This is a genomic window from Limnohabitans sp. TS-CS-82 (genome assembly GCF_002943475.1).
The window spans coordinates 527,018-542,830 of sequence record NZ_PTQX01000002.1 but is presented as its reverse complement, the minus strand read 5'-3'; the positions used below and the strand labels follow the sequence as shown (position 1 = coordinate 542,830).

General features: G+C 57.7%; 17 protein-coding genes. 6 read left to right on the top strand and 11 right to left on the bottom strand.

What is annotated here, in order from left to right; genetic code table 11:
* Position 1 precedes the first annotated feature (1 nt).
* The 4 genes from C5F52_RS06935 to C5F52_RS06920 form a co-directional block, all read right to left on the bottom strand.
* Positions 2-1,378 carry an MATE family efflux transporter gene (locus C5F52_RS06935; RefSeq protein ID WP_104797593.1) on the bottom strand — a complete coding sequence of 459 codons (1,377 nt, stop codon included), beginning with the start codon at positions 1,376-1,378 and terminating at the stop codon, positions 2-4.
* A 17-nt stretch (positions 1,379-1,395) separates the two neighbouring features.
* Positions 1,396-3,120 (bottom strand): hypothetical protein, encoded by a 1,725-nt coding sequence (locus tag C5F52_RS06930; RefSeq protein WP_104797592.1) that lies wholly within the window; start codon positions 3,118-3,120, stop codon positions 1,396-1,398.
* Between the two features lie 66 nt (positions 3,121-3,186).
* Positions 3,187-3,444 carry a type B 50S ribosomal protein L31 gene (locus C5F52_RS06925; protein WP_104797591.1) on the bottom strand — a complete coding sequence of 86 codons (258 nt, stop codon included), beginning with the start codon at positions 3,442-3,444 and terminating at the stop codon, positions 3,187-3,189.
* Positions 3,445-3,537: 93 nt separating this feature from the next.
* The gene (locus C5F52_RS06920) at positions 3,538-4,449 is read right to left on the bottom strand and encodes an AEC family transporter (RefSeq protein ID WP_104797590.1); all 912 of its coding nucleotides are present in this window, start codon (positions 4,447-4,449) and stop codon (positions 3,538-3,540) included.
* Between the two features lie 106 nt (positions 4,450-4,555).
* On the opposite strand from C5F52_RS06920, the gene C5F52_RS06915 reads away from it, so the two are divergent.
* Together C5F52_RS06915 and xerD are read left to right on the top strand one after the other, a co-directional pair.
* Positions 4,556-5,518 carry a tripartite tricarboxylate transporter substrate binding protein BugE gene (locus tag C5F52_RS06915; RefSeq protein WP_104797589.1) on the top strand — a complete coding sequence of 321 codons (963 nt, stop codon included), beginning with the start codon at positions 4,556-4,558 and terminating at the stop codon, positions 5,516-5,518.
* Between the two features lie 7 nt (positions 5,519-5,525).
* On the top strand, positions 5,526-6,452 hold the full coding sequence (xerD, locus tag C5F52_RS06910; RefSeq protein ID WP_236657761.1) for a site-specific tyrosine recombinase XerD: 927 nt from the start codon (positions 5,526-5,528) through the stop codon (positions 6,450-6,452).
* A 43-nt stretch (positions 6,453-6,495) separates the two neighbouring features.
* Here xerD and C5F52_RS06905 read toward each other — a convergent pair whose 3' ends face one another.
* Positions 6,496-7,296: a ferritin-like domain-containing protein gene (locus C5F52_RS06905; RefSeq protein ID WP_104797587.1), complete on the bottom strand. Its 801-nt coding sequence runs from the start codon at positions 7,294-7,296 to the stop codon at positions 6,496-6,498.
* A gap of 43 nt (positions 7,297-7,339) precedes the next feature.
* Here C5F52_RS06905 and C5F52_RS06900 point away from each other — a divergent pair, with 43 nt between their 5' ends.
* Both C5F52_RS06900 and C5F52_RS06895 read left to right on the top strand, forming a co-directional pair.
* Positions 7,340-7,864: a gamma carbonic anhydrase family protein gene (locus C5F52_RS06900; RefSeq protein ID WP_104797586.1), complete on the top strand. Its 525-nt coding sequence runs from the start codon at positions 7,340-7,342 to the stop codon at positions 7,862-7,864.
* Positions 7,864-8,838 (top strand): Hsp33 family molecular chaperone HslO, encoded by a 975-nt coding sequence (locus C5F52_RS06895; RefSeq protein ID WP_104797585.1) that lies wholly within the window; start codon positions 7,864-7,866, stop codon positions 8,836-8,838. The genes C5F52_RS06900 and C5F52_RS06895 overlap by 1 nt, the downstream gene beginning before the upstream one ends.
* A gap of 3 nt (positions 8,839-8,841) precedes the next feature.
* On the opposite strand, the gene C5F52_RS06890 is transcribed toward C5F52_RS06895, so the two are convergent.
* The 5 genes from C5F52_RS06890 to C5F52_RS06870 are packed head-to-tail and all read right to left on the bottom strand — an operon-like array spanning position 8,842 to position 13,458.
* Positions 8,842-9,297, bottom strand: coding sequence for an ATP-binding protein (locus C5F52_RS06890; protein ID WP_104797584.1), 456 nt, complete (start codon positions 9,295-9,297; stop codon positions 8,842-8,844).
* 5 nt (positions 9,298-9,302) lie between these two features.
* Entirely contained in the window at positions 9,303-9,575 is a 273-nt protein-coding gene (ftsB, locus tag C5F52_RS06885; RefSeq protein WP_104797583.1) for a cell division protein FtsB, read from the bottom strand.
* Positions 9,576-9,584: 9 nt separating this feature from the next.
* On the bottom strand, positions 9,585-10,868 hold the full coding sequence (gene eno, locus C5F52_RS06880) for a phosphopyruvate hydratase (protein ID WP_104797582.1): 1,284 nt from the start codon (positions 10,866-10,868) through the stop codon (positions 9,585-9,587).
* Between the two features lie 55 nt (positions 10,869-10,923).
* Positions 10,924-11,781, bottom strand: coding sequence for a 3-deoxy-8-phosphooctulonate synthase (kdsA, locus tag C5F52_RS06875; protein WP_104797581.1), 858 nt, complete (start codon positions 11,779-11,781; stop codon positions 10,924-10,926).
* A gap of 24 nt (positions 11,782-11,805) precedes the next feature.
* Positions 11,806-13,458: a CTP synthase gene (locus C5F52_RS06870; RefSeq protein ID WP_104797580.1), complete on the bottom strand. Its 1,653-nt coding sequence runs from the start codon at positions 13,456-13,458 to the stop codon at positions 11,806-11,808.
* A 69-nt stretch (positions 13,459-13,527) separates the two neighbouring features.
* Here C5F52_RS06870 and coaBC point away from each other — a divergent pair, with 69 nt between their 5' ends.
* Positions 13,528-14,745: a bifunctional phosphopantothenoylcysteine decarboxylase/phosphopantothenate--cysteine ligase CoaBC gene (gene coaBC, locus C5F52_RS06865; protein ID WP_104797579.1), complete on the top strand. Its 1,218-nt coding sequence runs from the start codon at positions 13,528-13,530 to the stop codon at positions 14,743-14,745.
* An 83-nt stretch (positions 14,746-14,828) separates the two neighbouring features.
* The gene (dut, locus tag C5F52_RS06860; protein WP_104797578.1) at positions 14,829-15,278 is read left to right on the top strand and encodes a dUTP diphosphatase; all 450 of its coding nucleotides are present in this window, start codon (positions 14,829-14,831) and stop codon (positions 15,276-15,278) included.
* 1 nt (position 15,279) lies between these two features.
* Here the strand turns inward: dut and C5F52_RS06855 are convergent, their stop codons facing one another.
* Positions 15,280-15,804 (bottom strand): peptidylprolyl isomerase, encoded by a 525-nt coding sequence (locus C5F52_RS06855; protein ID WP_104797577.1) that lies wholly within the window; start codon positions 15,802-15,804, stop codon positions 15,280-15,282.
* Between the last annotated feature and the right edge of the window lie 9 nt (positions 15,805-15,813).

Here is a 15,813-nt window from a genome sequence, read left to right as displayed (position 1 = left end):
GTTAAGCGTGTGGTCTGTGATGGCGCTGGCGATAAGCCACGCGCCATAAAACGGCCAGCAGCAGGGCCGCCGTCAAACACAAGGCCAAGCTGCTGGTTTGCCAAAATGCCAAAGGTGATTTAGGCGTCAGCCATGACATGACCGCCATGCCTTCAGGCCACGCATAAGCCACCCCATAACCACCTGCCAACCCGACACCCCAAAGCAGCAGGGTGTAAGTCACCAGTGGCAACAAGGTGACGCCGTAGCAGCGAAGCGCAAAGACACAAAACACCTGAATGGCATCGGCAAAGTGGTACAGCACCAGCCACGTCAGCAAGGTGGCGGCCAGCGCGGCCACTTCGGGTGATTGGGTGTAAACAGAGGCCAAGGCCAAGCGTTGCGTCCACAGCAACATGGACAAACTGAGACACATCAGCAGCACCAACCCCAAGCCTGTGCGTAACGCACGACGTGCTTTTTGAAGTTGGTTGGCACCCAGCCAGTAGCTGATACGCGCGCTGCTGGCGATCGACAGCGCCAGAGGCACCATGTAGAGCACCGCCGCCATGTTGGCCACGATTTGGTGGCTGGCTGACGCCACCACGCCCAAGCGGGCGATGAATAAGGACATCAACGTGAACGAGGTCACTTCCACCCCAATGGCCAAGCCGCTGGGTAAGCCTAAGCGCAAAAAGCGCAGCAAGGTGGCACTGTTGGGCGCTTCCATGGGGGCCCAAATTTGAAACGGTTTGTAAAAGTCTTGCGTGCGCAGCAGCCACACGGCTAAGCCCAGCATCAAGCAGTTCACCGCCAGTGTGGCCCAAGCGCAGCCCACCAATCCCATGGGGGCGAACCAACCCTGAACGCCCAATACCAACACGATCGACAGCGGCACTTTCACAGCGAGCGCACCCACTTGCACCCACGTCACCAACTTGGGTTTGCCCAGGCTTTGGTTGAGGGTGCTGTAGAGGCGAAACAGCAAAGAAGCGGGCACCCCAAAAGCGACGATCGTGAGGTAGTCCTGCACCTGCGCTTGAAGTTCAAGCGGCACTTGTGTCCAGCGCAGCAAGGGGCCAGGAAACAGCAATGCACCCATGCCAATCACCACGGTGATGGCACACAAGTACAGGGCTTGGCGCACAGAACGTCCCACGTCGGCTTGGCGATTGGCGCCGTGTAGTTCGGCCCACACCGGCAACAGGGCTTGTAACAAGCCCATCAACGAAATGTGGATGGTGATGTAAGTGGCCGATGCCACGGACAGTGCAGCCAAGGCCGTGTCTGCAAAGTGCCCAGCCACCAAGGTGTCGGTGATGCCAAACGCCATGACAGCCAGCTGCCCAACCACAACCGTACCGGCGTGGCGCAAGATGGTGGCGCGTTCGGTGCTCACAGGGTGGTCTGGGTGCGTCAGGGTTGACGACGGTGGTACAGCGTGACGTCTTCGTTGTTGTCAGACGGACGACGGATGGTGCGCACACGGTTCCACTCGTTCAATCGCACCACGCGTGCCAGCTCAGGGCGTAAATCGTTGTCGACCAGAAGCCATTCGCAATCGGCGCGTTGAGGCGTACGGGCCTCATCAAGGGGCTGCACTTCAAAACTACCGTGGTAGTGAAAGGCGGTCATTTGCCCAACATCTAAGCCGTAACTCATCAAGCAAGCAGGCTTGATGGGCGATTCTTTGGCCATCACGCTTCGAATTTGTTGCACCCAAGGCGCATAGCTACGCGCAAAGTCGAGCAGCGGTAACCAAAGGGTGAGGAGCAACAACCAGCACAAGGCCGCACCGCCTGCGGGCAAGACCAAGCTTTTCCAAAGTGCTTGTCGGTGTTTGCCCACGCGCCACACGACCAGCCAGCCCCAAGCTACCGTCGCCAAAAGTGCCACGCTGAAGGCGATCCAACCGAAGCTGGGCACGAAGCCCGGTGCGAGTCGTGCCACGTTGGCCGCAGGTTGTGCGGGCCAACCGGTTTGCATGGCGATCCACACCACCCAAATGATGAAAGCGCAGCCTGAGAAGAACAGCAGGGTGAACCAGTCGATGAAGGCAGCCATGCTGCGGCGTAGGGTGGGCAAGGCAAAGGCCGCCAAGGTGGCCAAAGCGGGCAGGGCCAGCAGCAAGGTGCGGTCGGCTGACAGGGTGAGCATGGCGGTGCTCACGGTCAGCGCGGCGAACCACATGGGCAGGACCAAGTGGCGGCTCCAATGCAGCGAGGTCCATTGACGGCGCCAGCGCCAAAGCGTCCACAACGCCAAAGGCCACGCAGGCCATGTGAACCAGGCCAACAAGCGCAGCAGACTGCGCCATTCGGCCCAGTCGTTGTGCAGGGGCATCAAGCGCCAATGCCACACGTCCAAGGCGGTGGCCAAGGCGGCCACGCCGACGCCCATGAGCAACAGCCACAAGGCATGTTGACGGCCAATTTGAGGCGTGGTGCTTTGACGGTCCAGCAGGCACAGTAGGCCGCTGCCCACGGCCATCAAGACGGCAAAGCTGGGGGCGCCACTCAGGCACAAGCCGAGTAAACCGATGCTCAAGGCGCTCAGGCTGTAGCGCGGGTGGTAGGGCAGGGCCGCCACGCCATAAAACGCGCAGCCTACAAATGCCAGTTGCGCCAAGATGGGTGAGGCTTCGTGAGAAAGCAGTGACAAGCCAAGACACGCAATCAAGGCCAAAACAGCGCCATCGGCGATGGTGCGGGCATAGTCTTTGGGCTTGGCCTCGCCACCGAAAGCAAATGCCACGGGCTGGGCTTGCGGGCTGAGGCCCAAGTAATAGGCGCCATGCCAAGTGCTAGACAGCGTCACGCCTAAGAGTAAGGCAAAGGGGATGCGTGAGGCCAAGCCCGCCGACATCCAGCTCGGGGCGATTTGAATGGCCCAAGCGCCTAACCAATAAGGCAGCAAGGCATCTAAGTCGGGGGCTTGTCCCCAGACGGTCGGATTGAGCCAGCTGCTGGCGCCTTCGGAGAGGGCCAACATCTGTGCAAAAGCCGTGAATTCGTTGCCTTTCCAAGGTTCGCGTCCTAGCAAGCCGGGCAAAACATAGGCGGCACAAAACAACCACAACGCCAAACGCGGTAAGCGGCGCACGGCACTTTGGGCAACGATGGCGGGGGTGGGTTCAGTCACGGGCTTTTCAAATGAAAAAAGGCAGCGCCGATAGTCGGGCTGCCTTTTGAGAAGTGAGCGTTTGGCTTACTTGGCGATGGTCTTGCCGTACTTGTTGCGGAAGCGCTCGACGCGGCCGCCCATGTTGTCGACAGATTTTTGTGTACCTGTATAGAAAGGATGTGATTCGCTGGTGGTATCCAGCTTGTACAACGGCAGTTCGCGGCCGTCTTCCATCTTGATCATTTCTTTGGTGTTTGCGCACGAACGTGTCACAAATTTAAACCCGTTGGACATATCCATGAAACAGATTTCACGGTAGTTGGGGTGAATGCCTTCTTTCATCGTCTTCTTCCTTAGCAGCTGCGGTAGCCACGTCGACCTATTTCGGCGCACTTTCCGCAAAACGCGTTATTGTGCCACAACCCTAGGCCATTCTCATCCCAAGCCCAGCAGACTGAACGCAAAAGGCAGGCTGATCAAGCCCAAAAGCGTGGACAGTGTGACCAAACCCGCCACATACGCCCCGTCGTAGCCCATGCGTGCGGCCAGTACATAGCAGGTGGAGGCGGTGGGCAGGGCAGAGAAAGCCAGTAAAACGGTGGCTTGCACTCGGTCGAGCTCGAACCACCGCGCTAAGCCAAACGCCACGATGGGTGCCAAAAAGTGACGGATGCCTAGCAGTGACACGCTGAGTAGCTTGGCTTGATGCATTTTCCCAAATTGCATGCCGGCCCCCGCCGACATGAGTCCCAAGGCCAGTGAGGCGCCGCCAATGCGCTGCACACTGGGAATGGCCCAGTCGGGCAGGCGAAATCCGAGGACGTTGGCGATCAGGCCCGACAAGGTGGCAATGATCAGTGGGTTGCGTACCAGTTCGCTCAGAAATCCTTTTTGCGCATGTTTTGCCATGGGCCATACCGCAGCCACGTTGAACAAGGGCACACAGACGCCGATCAAGACGGCAATCAACAGCAAGCCTTGCGGGCCTGCGATGCGATCGGCCAACGCCAGGGCAATGAACGAATTGAAGCGAAAGCCGACTTGTGCGCTGCCCGCGTGCAATCGGGGGGAAATGTGGCGGCCTATCCACGGCAGATGGGGTAACGCGTAAGAAATGCCGATGTTCCAAAACCCCAGCACCAGCCCAGCCATGATCAAGTGCGAGGCGGCTTGCAAGTCCAACGGTGAACGCACGATGGAGTGAAACAGGAGAACGGGGAAAAGGAAAAAATAAACCAAGCGCTCCACGGGCTCCCACACGCTGCGATTGAGCGCCGTGTAGCGGCATAAAAAATAGCCACACAGAATGAGGGAAAAATCGGGGAAAAGTAACTCTAGGTAATTCACCCGACCAAGAATAACCGCTGTTCACTGCGTGTCCCCCGTTCTTGCGTATAGGATGCGACTTGAACGTGTAATGGCAGTTTTTTCATTTTCAAAAAGGAGTTCGCGTATGCAACATCGTCACTGGGTCGCCCTGTCCTTCGCCGCTTGCGCAGGCGCTGCTTTTGCGCAGGCTTACCCCACAAAAACGATTCAGTTGCAAGTGCCCTTTGCACCCGGCGGTACCACTGACATCGTGGCCCGCGTCATCGCAGAGCCTTTAGGTAAGGCCTTGGGCCAAACCGTGGTGGTGGTGAACAAAGCGGGCGGCGGCGGCGTGGTTGGTGCCAACGAAACGGCCAAAGCCATTCCGGATGGCTATTCGCTGGGCATGGCCACGGTGTCCACGACCGCAGCGAATCCTGCCATCAACGCCAAAATTCCGTACAACCCGTTGACCGACTTCACCCCCATCATCAACGTGGCGGCGACGCCCAACATCATTGCGGTGCACCCCACGTTTCCGGCCATGGATTACAAAGGTTTCATCGCCGAGGTCAAACGTTCGCCGGGCAAATATTCCTACTCATCGTCGGGCACCGGTGGCATTGGCCATCTGCAAATGGAGTTGTACAAAAACTTGAGCCACACCTTTGTGACCCACATTCCTTACCGTGGTGCAGGCCCCGCCCTGAACGACACAGTCGCAGGCCAAGTGCCTATGATTTTTGACAACTTGCCCTCGGCCTTGCCCTTCATCAAAGACAACCGTTTGGTGCCCATTGTGGTGGCGGCCCCCCAGCGTTTGGCGGTGTTGCCCAACGTGCCCACCTTCAAAGAAGTGGGCTTGGAGCCTGTCAACCGCATGGCTTATTACGGCATTTATGGCCCCAAAGGCATGCCCAAAGAGATCGTGGACAAAATCAATGCAGGTGTACGCAAGGCCCTGGAAGACCCTGCCGTGCGCAAACGCATTGAAGACACGGGCTCTCTCATCGTCGCCAACACACCCGAGCAATTCGCGGCTCAAATCAAGGCGGAGTTTGAGGTCTACAAGCGCGTGGTGACCGAGCAAAAACTCACGTTGGATTGAGCTTTCTTTGGCAGTTGTTGTGACGGCTCAGGCAACCGCGCCTGATGCCAACATCGATACTTTCGTCGATGCGCTTTGGCTGGAAAACGGTTTGGCGGCCAACACCTTGGCCGCCTACCGTCGCGATTTGAATTTGCTCTCCGCGTGGCTTCAAACGCATAACACTTCCCTCTTGGCTGCCAGAGAGCTTGATTTGCAACAGTACTTTGCAGATCGACACGCTGAGACCAAAGCCACCAGTGCCAACCGTCGCTTGACCGTGTTCAAACGGTTTTATCGCTGGGCTTTGCGCGAGCGCTTGTTGGTTGCGGACCCAACGCTGAAACTTTTGACAGCCAAGCAACCTTTGCGCTCGCCCAAAACCATGACCGAGGTGCAGGTCGATCGGCTGTTGAACGCCCCCGATGCGACGATGCCATTGGGTCAGCGCGATCGCGCGATGTTAGAGCTGCTCTATGCCAGTGGTTTGCGTGTGAGTGAACTGGTCGGGCTCAAAACTTTGCACGTCAGTTTGAACGATGGCGTTTTGCGCATCATGGGCAAAGGCAGCAAAGAACGGTTGGTGCCGTTTGGCGAAGTGGCGCGTGATTGGTTGCAGCGGTATTTGGCGCAAGGGCGTCCCGCCTTGCTGGGCGGGCATCAAACCGACGCTTTGTTTGTCACCTCACGCGGGGCTCATGCCGGTGAGGCCATGACACGCGCCATGTTTTGGCAACTGATCAAGCGTTACGCCCTCAAGGCGGGCATTCAGCAGGTCATTTCGCCGCACACCTTGCGCCATGCTTTTGCAACGCATTTGCTCAACCACGGCGCCGATTTGCGGGCTGTGCAAATGCTGTTGGGGCATGCAGACATTTCCACCACCACCATTTACACGCACATTGCACGCGAACGTTTGAAGTCGCTGCATGGCGCGCACCATCCGCGCGGATGAAGCGCGGGCCGGTTTGCTGTGCGGCTTGTGCGTAGTGGTTGCGTTAACCCAGCAAGTAAGCCAGTTCAGTGTCTGTGAAACCTGCTTTTTTGCGGGCGGCCGTGTTGAACGGGGGTTTGAGTTTGGGGGCGTCGTAGCGTTGCACCAAGTCGCCATACAGCGTCACGGGGTCGAGTCCGCGTTGCTCGCACAGCCAGCGGTACCAGTGGTTGCCAATCGCGACGTGGCCCACTTCGTCGCGCAGGATGATGTCCAAAATCTCCACAGCCTGAATGGCTGCGGGACTGGCCGCTTTGCGCAGCTTCTCTTGAATGAGTGGCGTGGCGTCTAGGCCGCGTGCCTCTAAGGTGCGTGGCACCAACGCCATGCGGGCCAGCACATCGTCGGCCGTTTTTTCGCACATTTGCCAGAGCCCGTCGTGTGCGTCAAAGTCGCCGTATTGGTAGCCCAAGCTTTGCAGATGTGTGTGCAGCAACTCAAAATGCTGCGACTCTTCAAAGGCGACCCGCAGCCAGTCCTCGTAATAGGCCTCGGGCATGTCGTTGAAGCGCCAAACGGCGTCGAGGGCCAAGTTGATGGCATTGAATTCAATGTGACACACCGCATGTATCAAGGCAGCCAAGCCTTCGGGTGTAAAAGGTTTACGGAAGGGAACCTGCTTTGCGGGGATCAGCCGAGGGCGCTCAGGGCGACCGGGCAAGGTCTGTGTGGCATCGGGAACGGGCTGGGTGTGAACCGACAACGCCAATGCGCTGTGTTGTTGCCACAGCGCTTGCACGGCCTGTACTTTTTCTTGGGGGCTGCAAATGCAAAGGGCGGTGAGGGCGTGGGAGCGAAGCTGCATACCTACAATTGTAAAAATTTCAAAAACCACACAGGAGACTTTCATGGCCGTTTACCAACTCGATGTGCACACCCCTCAAATTGCGGATTCCGCTTGGGTCGCTGACAGCGCCCAAGTGATGGGCGAGGTGGAGCTGGCCGCGGACAGCAGCGTGTGGTTTTGCAGCGTCTTGCGCGGCGACTCGGCCAAGATCACCATTGGCGAGGGCACCAACGTGCAAGACGGCAGTGTGTTGCACGCCGATGTGGGCATGCCCTTGACGCTGGGCAAGCATGTGACGGTGGGGCATATGGTGCAGTTGCATGGCTGCACAGTGGGCGATGAGTCCCTCATTGGCATTGGCGCCATCGTGCTGAATGGGGCGAAAATTGGGAAGAACTGTTTGGTGGGTGCGGGCTCTTTGGTGACCGAAGGCAAAGAGTTTGCGGATGGCTCCATGATTTTGGGCAGCCCCGCGAAAGTGGTGCGCCAACTCACCCCCGAACAAATTGAAGGTCTGCGCCGCAGTGCGCAGCACTATGTTGAAAACGCTCACCGCTTTAAGGCGGGTTTGAAGAAGATTGCTTGATGTCTGAATTGCATAAATTTCTGTTTGATGGTTTGCCCGTGCGCGGCATGTTGGTGCAACTCACCGACGTGTGGCAAGAGGTGCTGAAGCGTCGTGAGGCGAATGGAGACACGGGCGCTTACCCTGAGCCTGTGCGTCATTTGTTGGGCGAGATGACCGCGGCTGCGGTGCTGATGCAGTCCAATATCAAGTTCAACGGCGCATTGGTGATGCAGATTTTTGGCGATGGGCCACTCAAATTGGCCGTGGTTGAGGTGCAACCCAACTTGAGCTTGCGTGCCACCGCCAAAGTGGTGGGTGATTTGGGTGAGGCCAGCACTTTGCCTGAGATGGTCAACGTGAACAACGAAGGTCGTTGCGCCATCACGCTGGACCCGCAAACCAAAATGCCCGGCCAACAGCCTTACCAAGGCGTGGTGCCTTTGTTTGATGACCAGCGCAACAAGCTGAGCAAGTTCAGCGATGTGTTGCAGCACTACATGCTGCAAAGCGAGCAACTTGACACCACCTTGGTGCTCGCTGCCAACGACACCACCGCGGCAGGCTTGTTGATTCAGCGCTTGCCCATCAAGGGCGCAGGCAACTTGGCAGCCAAAGCCAGCATGGAAGACGAAGACGAAATTGGCCGCAACGAAGACTACAACCGCATCGCCATCTTGGCGGGCACGTTGACCCCCGAAGAGTTGCTGACCTTGGATGCCGATACGATTTTGCGCCGCCTGTTTTGGGAAGAAACCTTGGTGCGTTTTGAACCCTTGACGCCCAGTTTTGCTTGCTCATGCAGCCGTGAACGCGTGAGCAACATGATTCGCAGCTTGGGCGCGGACGAAGCGGAAAGCATCTTGGCCGAGCGTGGTGAGATTGAAGTGGGGTGCGACTTTTGCGGTCAGCAATACCGTTACGACCCCGTTGATGCCGCGCATATTTTTGCGCCGCCCGTGCAGCAACCGCCAGCACCGACCTCACTTCAATAAGTTTTATTTAGTCAGTTTTGTTTTGGCGATCAACTGGCTGAAGAGCTGGTGCTCGCAATCTGCGTCGGCACAGCGCTCGCAGGCGCCTGTCCAGCGCGTGGGCTGCGGTTGCCGCATGTGCGCTGCCAACGTCTCTAAGCCTAAGGCCTGCGCGCGTTGCGCCGCTGCATACAGCGCATGCGTGAAGCGCTCTGCGCCTTGGCCGTACACCACTTGAAATGCCGTTTGTTGCGCTGCCAAGGCTTGCCGAATGGCGTTATCTGCGCGCTGCTGTGTGGCAGACGCCATGGGCGTCAAGTCAAGTCCGCAGAGCAGCACGATGTTGTCTGGGGCGACGTGTTCAGGCGAGGGTGCATCGAGCACGACAACGCTGATGTGACGGGTCGTGAGGTGTTGGGTGAGGGCGTGTGCGAGTTGCGATTTGCCCGTCTGGGGCGCGCCAAGGATGGCGATACGCATGGGGGTCAGCGTGCGATTTGCACGAAAATTTCGTTGGGCTTGACCATGCCGATTTCAGAGCGTGCGCGCTCTTCGACCATTTCCAGTCCGTCTTTCAAATCATGAAGTTCGGCGCTCAGGCGGTCGTTGGCCAAACGCGATGCCGCATTTTGTTGCTTTTGGTCTTTGAGGACTTGGCGCAAGCGCATCACGTCGGGCACACTGCCGCGACCCAGCCACAGTTGGCCTTGCAGCACGAGCAGCAAGGCCAAGAGAACTAAGTGGAGTGGTCGCAGCACGGTTGAGGTTTAACGCAGGTTGTAGAAAGCCGAACGGCCTGGGTACACCGCCACGTCGCCCAAGTCTTCTTCGATGCGCAAGAGTTGGTTGTACTTGGCCATGCGGTCAGAGCGGCTCATCGAGCCGGTTTTGATTTGACCGGCATTCAAGCCCACAGCGATGTCGGCGATGGTGCTGTCTTCGGTTTCGCCAGAGCGGTGGCTGATCACGGCGGTGTAGCCCGCGCGCTTGGCCATCTCAATCGCTTCGAAGGTTTCAGTCAAAGTGCCGATTTGGTTGATCTTGATGAGGATCGAATTGGCGATGCCTTTGTCGATGCCTTCTTTGAAGATTTTGGTGTTGGTCACGAACAAGTCGTCACCCACAATTTGCACTTTCTTGGCCAAGCGGTCTGTCAACACTTTCCAGCCGTCCCAGTCGTTTTCGGCCATGCCGTCTTCGATGCTGATGATGGGGTACTTGTCGCACCACGTGGCGAGCATGTCGGTCCATTGTTGGGCCGTCAATTGCAAGCCTTCGCCAGACAAGTGGTACTTGCCGTCTTTGTAGAACTCGCTGGCCGCGCAGTCCAAACCGATGGCGATTTGTTCACCGGCGGTGTAGCCCGCAGCCGCAATCGCGTCCAAGATCATTTGGATGGCGGCTTCGTGGCTGGTGACGTTAGGTGCAAAACCACCTTCGTCGCCCACAGCAATGCTCATGCCTTTGTCGTGGATGATTTTCTTCAAGGCGTGGAACACTTCTGCGCCGTAACGCACGGCTTCGCGGAAGGTGGGGGCGCCCACGGGGATGATCATGAACTCTTGCAAGTCCAAGTTGTTGTTGGCGTGTGCGCCACCGTTGATGACGTTCATCATGGGCACGGGCAATTGGTTGCCGTTCATGCCGCCGAAGTAACGGTACAAAGGCAAGCCAGACTCTTCGGCCGCAGCACGGGCCACAGCCATGGACACCGCCAACAAAGCGTTGGCACCCAAGCGGCTCTTGTTCTCTGTGCCGTCGAGGTCGATCAACGTCTTATCGAGGAACGCTTGCTCAGAAGCGTCCAAACCCAAAATGGCTTCAGAGATTTCGGTGTTGATGTGCTCAACCGCTTTCAACACGCCTTTGCCGAGGTAACGGCTCTTGTCGCCGTCGCGCAATTCGATGGCTTCGCGGCTACCGGTCGATGCGCCGGATGGCACAGCGGCACGGCCCATGGTGCCGGACTCCAACAACACATCACATTCCACGGTGGGGTTGCCGCGGCTGTCCAAGATTTCACGGGCGACGATGTCGACGATAGCGCTCATTTGTGTTTTCCTATTTCAAGTTTTTAAAAAGGGTATGTGGCTGTGTGCAGAACACTCAAGCCTCAAAGTTGTTTTCTAAGAAAGGGTGTTTTTTGGTCACGGCATCGAGCTCGACCAAGGTTTCCAGCAAAGCTTTCATCTTGTTCAATGGCACGGCATTGGGGCCATCGGACCAAGCTTCTGAAGGGCAAGGGTGGGTTTCCATGAACAGGCCAGCCACACCAGCGGCCACGCCAGCGCGGGCCAGCACGGGCACCATCTCGCGAGCACCACCGCTCACAGTGCCTTGGCCGCCTGGCTTTTGAACCGAGTGGGTCACGTCAAACACCACAGGCGCGCCAGACTTGCGCATCTCAGCCAAGCTGGTCATGTCGGCTACGAGGTTGTTGTAGCCAAAGCTCACGCCGCGTTCGCAGGCCAAGAAGCTGTCTTCGGACAGGCCGGCTTCGCGTGCGGCGTCGCGGGCTTTGTCGATGACGTTTTTCATGTCCCAAGGGGCCAAGAACTGGCCCTTCTTGATGTTCACAGGCTTGCCCGATTGCGCTACAGCGCGGATGAAGTCGGTCTGGCGGCACAAGAAGGCGGGGGTTTGCAACACGTCGACCACGCTGGCCACGGTTTTGACTTGTGACTCGTCATGCACATCGGTGAGGATGGGCAGGTGCAGTTGGCGACGCACTTCGTCGAGGATCTTCAAGCCCGCATCCATGCCCACGCCGCGTTTGGTGCTGCCCGACGAGCGGTTGGCTTTGTCGAACGAGCCTTTGTAGATCAAAGGAATGCCGAGACCTGAGCAGATTTCTTTGAGCTGACCTGCCACGTCGATGGACATTTCCAAGCCTTCGATCGAGCAGGTGCCTGCGATCAAAAAGAAAGGCTTATCGAGGCCAACGTCAAATCCGCAAAGTTTCATGGAGTGTGTCCTGTGTTCTAAACGTTAGGCTTTTGCCAAGGCCTTGTGATCCAGCGCCGCCTTGACGAAGGCGTTGAACAGGGGGTGGCCGTCCCATGGGGTTGACTTGAATTCGGGGTGGAATTGCACGCCCATGTACCAAGGGTGAACAGTTTGTGGCAGCTCGATGATTTCGGTCAAGTGCTCGCGTTGTGTGAGCGCTGAAATCACCAAACCTGCTTTGCGCAGCGTGTCGAGGTAGTTCACGTTGGCTTCGTAGCGGTGGCGGTGACGCTCAGTCACCACGTCGCCGTAGATCTTGTGGGCCAAGGTGCCGGGGGTGACGTCTGAGCTTTGTGCGCCCAAGCGCATGGTGCCGCCGAGGTTGGAGTTGACGGTGCGGGTTTGGATGCTGCCGTCTGCGTCTTTCCACTCGTTGATCAGGGCGATGACGGGGTAGGGACCGTCGGGCACAAATTCTGTGCTGTTGGCATCCGTCAAACCTGCCATGTGGCGTGCGTACTCGATGGTTGCCACTTGCATGCCTAAGCAAATACCGAGGTAAGGCACTTTGTTTTCGCGGGCAAATTGGGCCGAAGAAATCTTACCTTCCACGCCACGAATGCCAAAGCCGCCGGGCACAAGAACAGCGTCGAATTTGCCGAGGTCTTGGACGTTCTCAGGCGTGATGAATTCAGAGTCCACGTACTCAATCTTCACGCGTGCATGGTTCTTCATGCCGGCATGGCGCAGGGCTTCGTTGAGTGACTTGTAGCTGTCAGACAGATCGACGTACTTGCCCACCATCGCGATGGTGACTTCGTCTTTCGGGTTGGCCACTTCGTGGACCAAGTCGTCCCAGCGTTGCAAGTTGGCGGGTTGGGCGTTGATGCGCAGTTTTTCGCACACCAAGCGGTCCAATCCTTGCTCGTGCAACATGCGTGGCACTTTGTAGATGGTGTCCACGTCCCACATGGAGATGACACCCCACTCAGGCACGTTGGAGAAGAGGCTGATTTTTTGGCGCTCTTCTTCTGGAATCGGGCGGTCCGCACGGCACAGCAGTGCGTCGGCTTGGATGCCGATTTCGCGCAGCTTTTGGGCCGTGTGTTGGGTGGGTTTGGTTTTGAGTTCGCCAGCCGCTGCAATCCAAGGCACATAGCTCAGGTGCACAAACGCGGTGTTGTGAGCGCCCAGCTTCAAGCTCATTTGGCGAGCGGCTTCGAGGAAAGGCAGTGACTCGATGTCACCCACCGTGCCGCCGATTTCAACGATGGCCACATCGACCGCTTCAGGTGTGCCGTAGGCGGCGCCGCGCTTGACGAACTCTTGAATTTCGTTGGTGATGTGCGGGATGACCTGCACCGTTTTGCCCAGATAGTCGCCGCGGCGCTCTTTGTCGAGCACGCTTTGGTAAATCTGGCCGGTGGTGAAGTTGTTGGCCTTTTTCATGCGCGTCGTGATGAAGCGCTCGTAGTGGCCTAAATCGAGGTCGGTTTCTGCGCCGTCTTCGGTGACAAACACCTCGCCATGCTGCAGCGGTGACATGGTGCCTGGGTCTACGTTGATGTAGGGGTCCAGCTTGATGAGGGTGACTTTGAGGCCGCGCGATTCGAGGATGGCGGCGAGTGAGGCGGCTGCAATTCCCTTGCCTAGGGAAGAGACAACACCGCCGGTGACGAATACAAATTGGGTCATGCCAGATCGGGAGGCTGTCTCCCGGTAGGTGGAAATCGAAATTATAGGCGCTCTGCTACATTGCGAGCCATGTCTGATCTGTCAAATAAGCACATTGTTTTGGGTTTGAGCGGGGGCATCGCCTGCTATAAAGCGGCGGAGCTGTGTCGGGCTTTGGTCAAAGCTGGCGCCACGGTTCAGGTGGTCATGACCGAGGCTGCGGCCCAATTCATCACGCCTGTCACGCTGCAAGCCTTGTCGAATCGCGCGGTCTACGTGTCGCAATGGGACGCGCGCGAGCCCAACAATATGGCGCACATCAATTTAAGTCGCGAGGCCGATGCCATTCTTGTCGCGCCAGCCAGTGCCGACTTCATGGCCAAACTGCTGCACGGTCGTGCGGACGATTTGCTCAGCCTGATGTGCTTGGCGCGCCCGATTGAACGCGTGCCGCTTATTTTGGCGCCCGCGATGAACCGCGAAATGTGGCAACACCCCGCCACGCAACGCAACATGGCGCAGCTCAAGGCTGACGGCGCGCATGTGCTGGACGTGGGTCAGGGCGAACAAGCCTGCGGTGAAACCGGCGATGGCCGCATGTTGGAGCCCGAAGAAATTTTGGAAGATTTGATTGCGTTTTTCCAGCCCAAAGTCTTAGCGGGTCAGCATGTGCTGGTCACGGCAGGCCCGACCTACGAGGCCATGGACCCTGTGCGTGGCATCACCAATTTATCCAGCGGCAAGATGGGGTTCTCCATTGCCCGCGCTGCCCGCGAAGCCGGTGCCGAAGTGACTTTGGTTGCTGGCCCTGTGCATCTGCCTACGCCGCGTGGCGTGCAACGTGTGGATGTGCGCTCGGCTTTGGACATGCAAGCCGCAGTGGCTGAGCATGTGGATGCTGCTTCTGTGTTTGTGGCGACGGCCGCTGTGGCCGATTGGCGTGTGGCCGATGTGGCGGGGCAAAAAATCAAGAAAGACGGCTCAGGCCAGTTGCCTCAGCTCAACTTTGTAGAAAACCCAGACATCCTGGCCGGTGTGGCGCAATCAGCTCGCGCCCAAAGCGGCGCTTTGTATTGCGTAGGTTTTGCGGCAGAGAGCCATGATTTGCTCAAACACGCCACGGCCAAACGCGAACGCAAAGGCGTGCCGCTGTTGGTCGGCAACATTGGCCCAGCCACCTTTGGTTTAGACGACAACGCTTTGTTGTTGGTGGACGCTCAAGGCGCTCAAGAATTGCCCCATGCCACCAAGCTCACGCTCGCGCGTCAGTTGGTGACAGAGATCGCGCATCGCTTGAAGCCCGCTTAACGTCAGCGCCGTAGCCTCATTTGCCATTTTGGCAACGAGGCGCTTTTAAAATTTCAATACCTATTCATTGCACTGAAGCAACCATGAAACTCGACGTCAAAATTCTCGACCCCCGCATGGCAGAGCCCCTGCCGCAATACGCCACACCCGGTAGCGCGGGCCTCGATTTGCGAGCTTGCCTAGATGCGCCCATCACGTTAGAGCCTAATGCGTGGCAATTGGTGCCCACAGGCATCGCCATTCATTTGGCTGATCCCGCGTATGCCGCACTCATCTTGCCGCGCTCTGGTTTGGGGCACAAACACGGCATCGTGTTGGGTAATTTGGTGGGCTTGATTGACAGCGACTACCAAGGCCAATTGATGGTCAGCGCTTGGAACCGCAGCACCGTGGCTTTCACGCTAGAGCCCATGGAGCGCTTGGCGCAACTGGTCATCGTGCCCGTGGTGCAGGCTCAGTTCAATGTGGTGAATGAGTTTGCCGCCGCGAGCGAGCGCGGCGAGGGCGGTTACGGCTCGACGGGCAAAAAGTAAATCAGTGCAGCAAGCCGCCGCCTGGGGCTTGAGGTTCGATTTTGAAGAATCCTGTGCCCATGGAGCCGCGTTCTTGCTCTTCTTGTGTGGCTTCACGCACCGAAGTCACTTCAAGGTGAATGCGAATGGCGATGCCGGCCAGCGGGTGGTTGCCGTCTAGCACCACATGCTCGGGGTAGAGGTCGGTCACCGTGTAGAGTAAGTCTTGTGGCGCGTCGGGGTTGCAGCCTTCAGGTAAGGCATGCCCCTCGACCGTGTGGCCTTCTTCCAGCTCTTTGGGAAAACGCGAGCGCGCTTCTAAGAACACCAAGTTTTCGTCGTAGTCGCCAAAGGCTTCTTCGGGTTCGAGGTGCAAGTCAATCTGCGCGCCTACGTTGTGGCCGTGCAGGGCTTCTTCGATTTTTTGTAGCAAATCATCCCCGCCGAGCAAGAACTCGATCGGTTCGTCTAATTCGTCGAGCACCTCGCCTAAGGTGTCTTTCAAGGTCCAAGTTAAGCCGACCACGCAGTGTTGGGTAATTTCCATAGGGCAAAA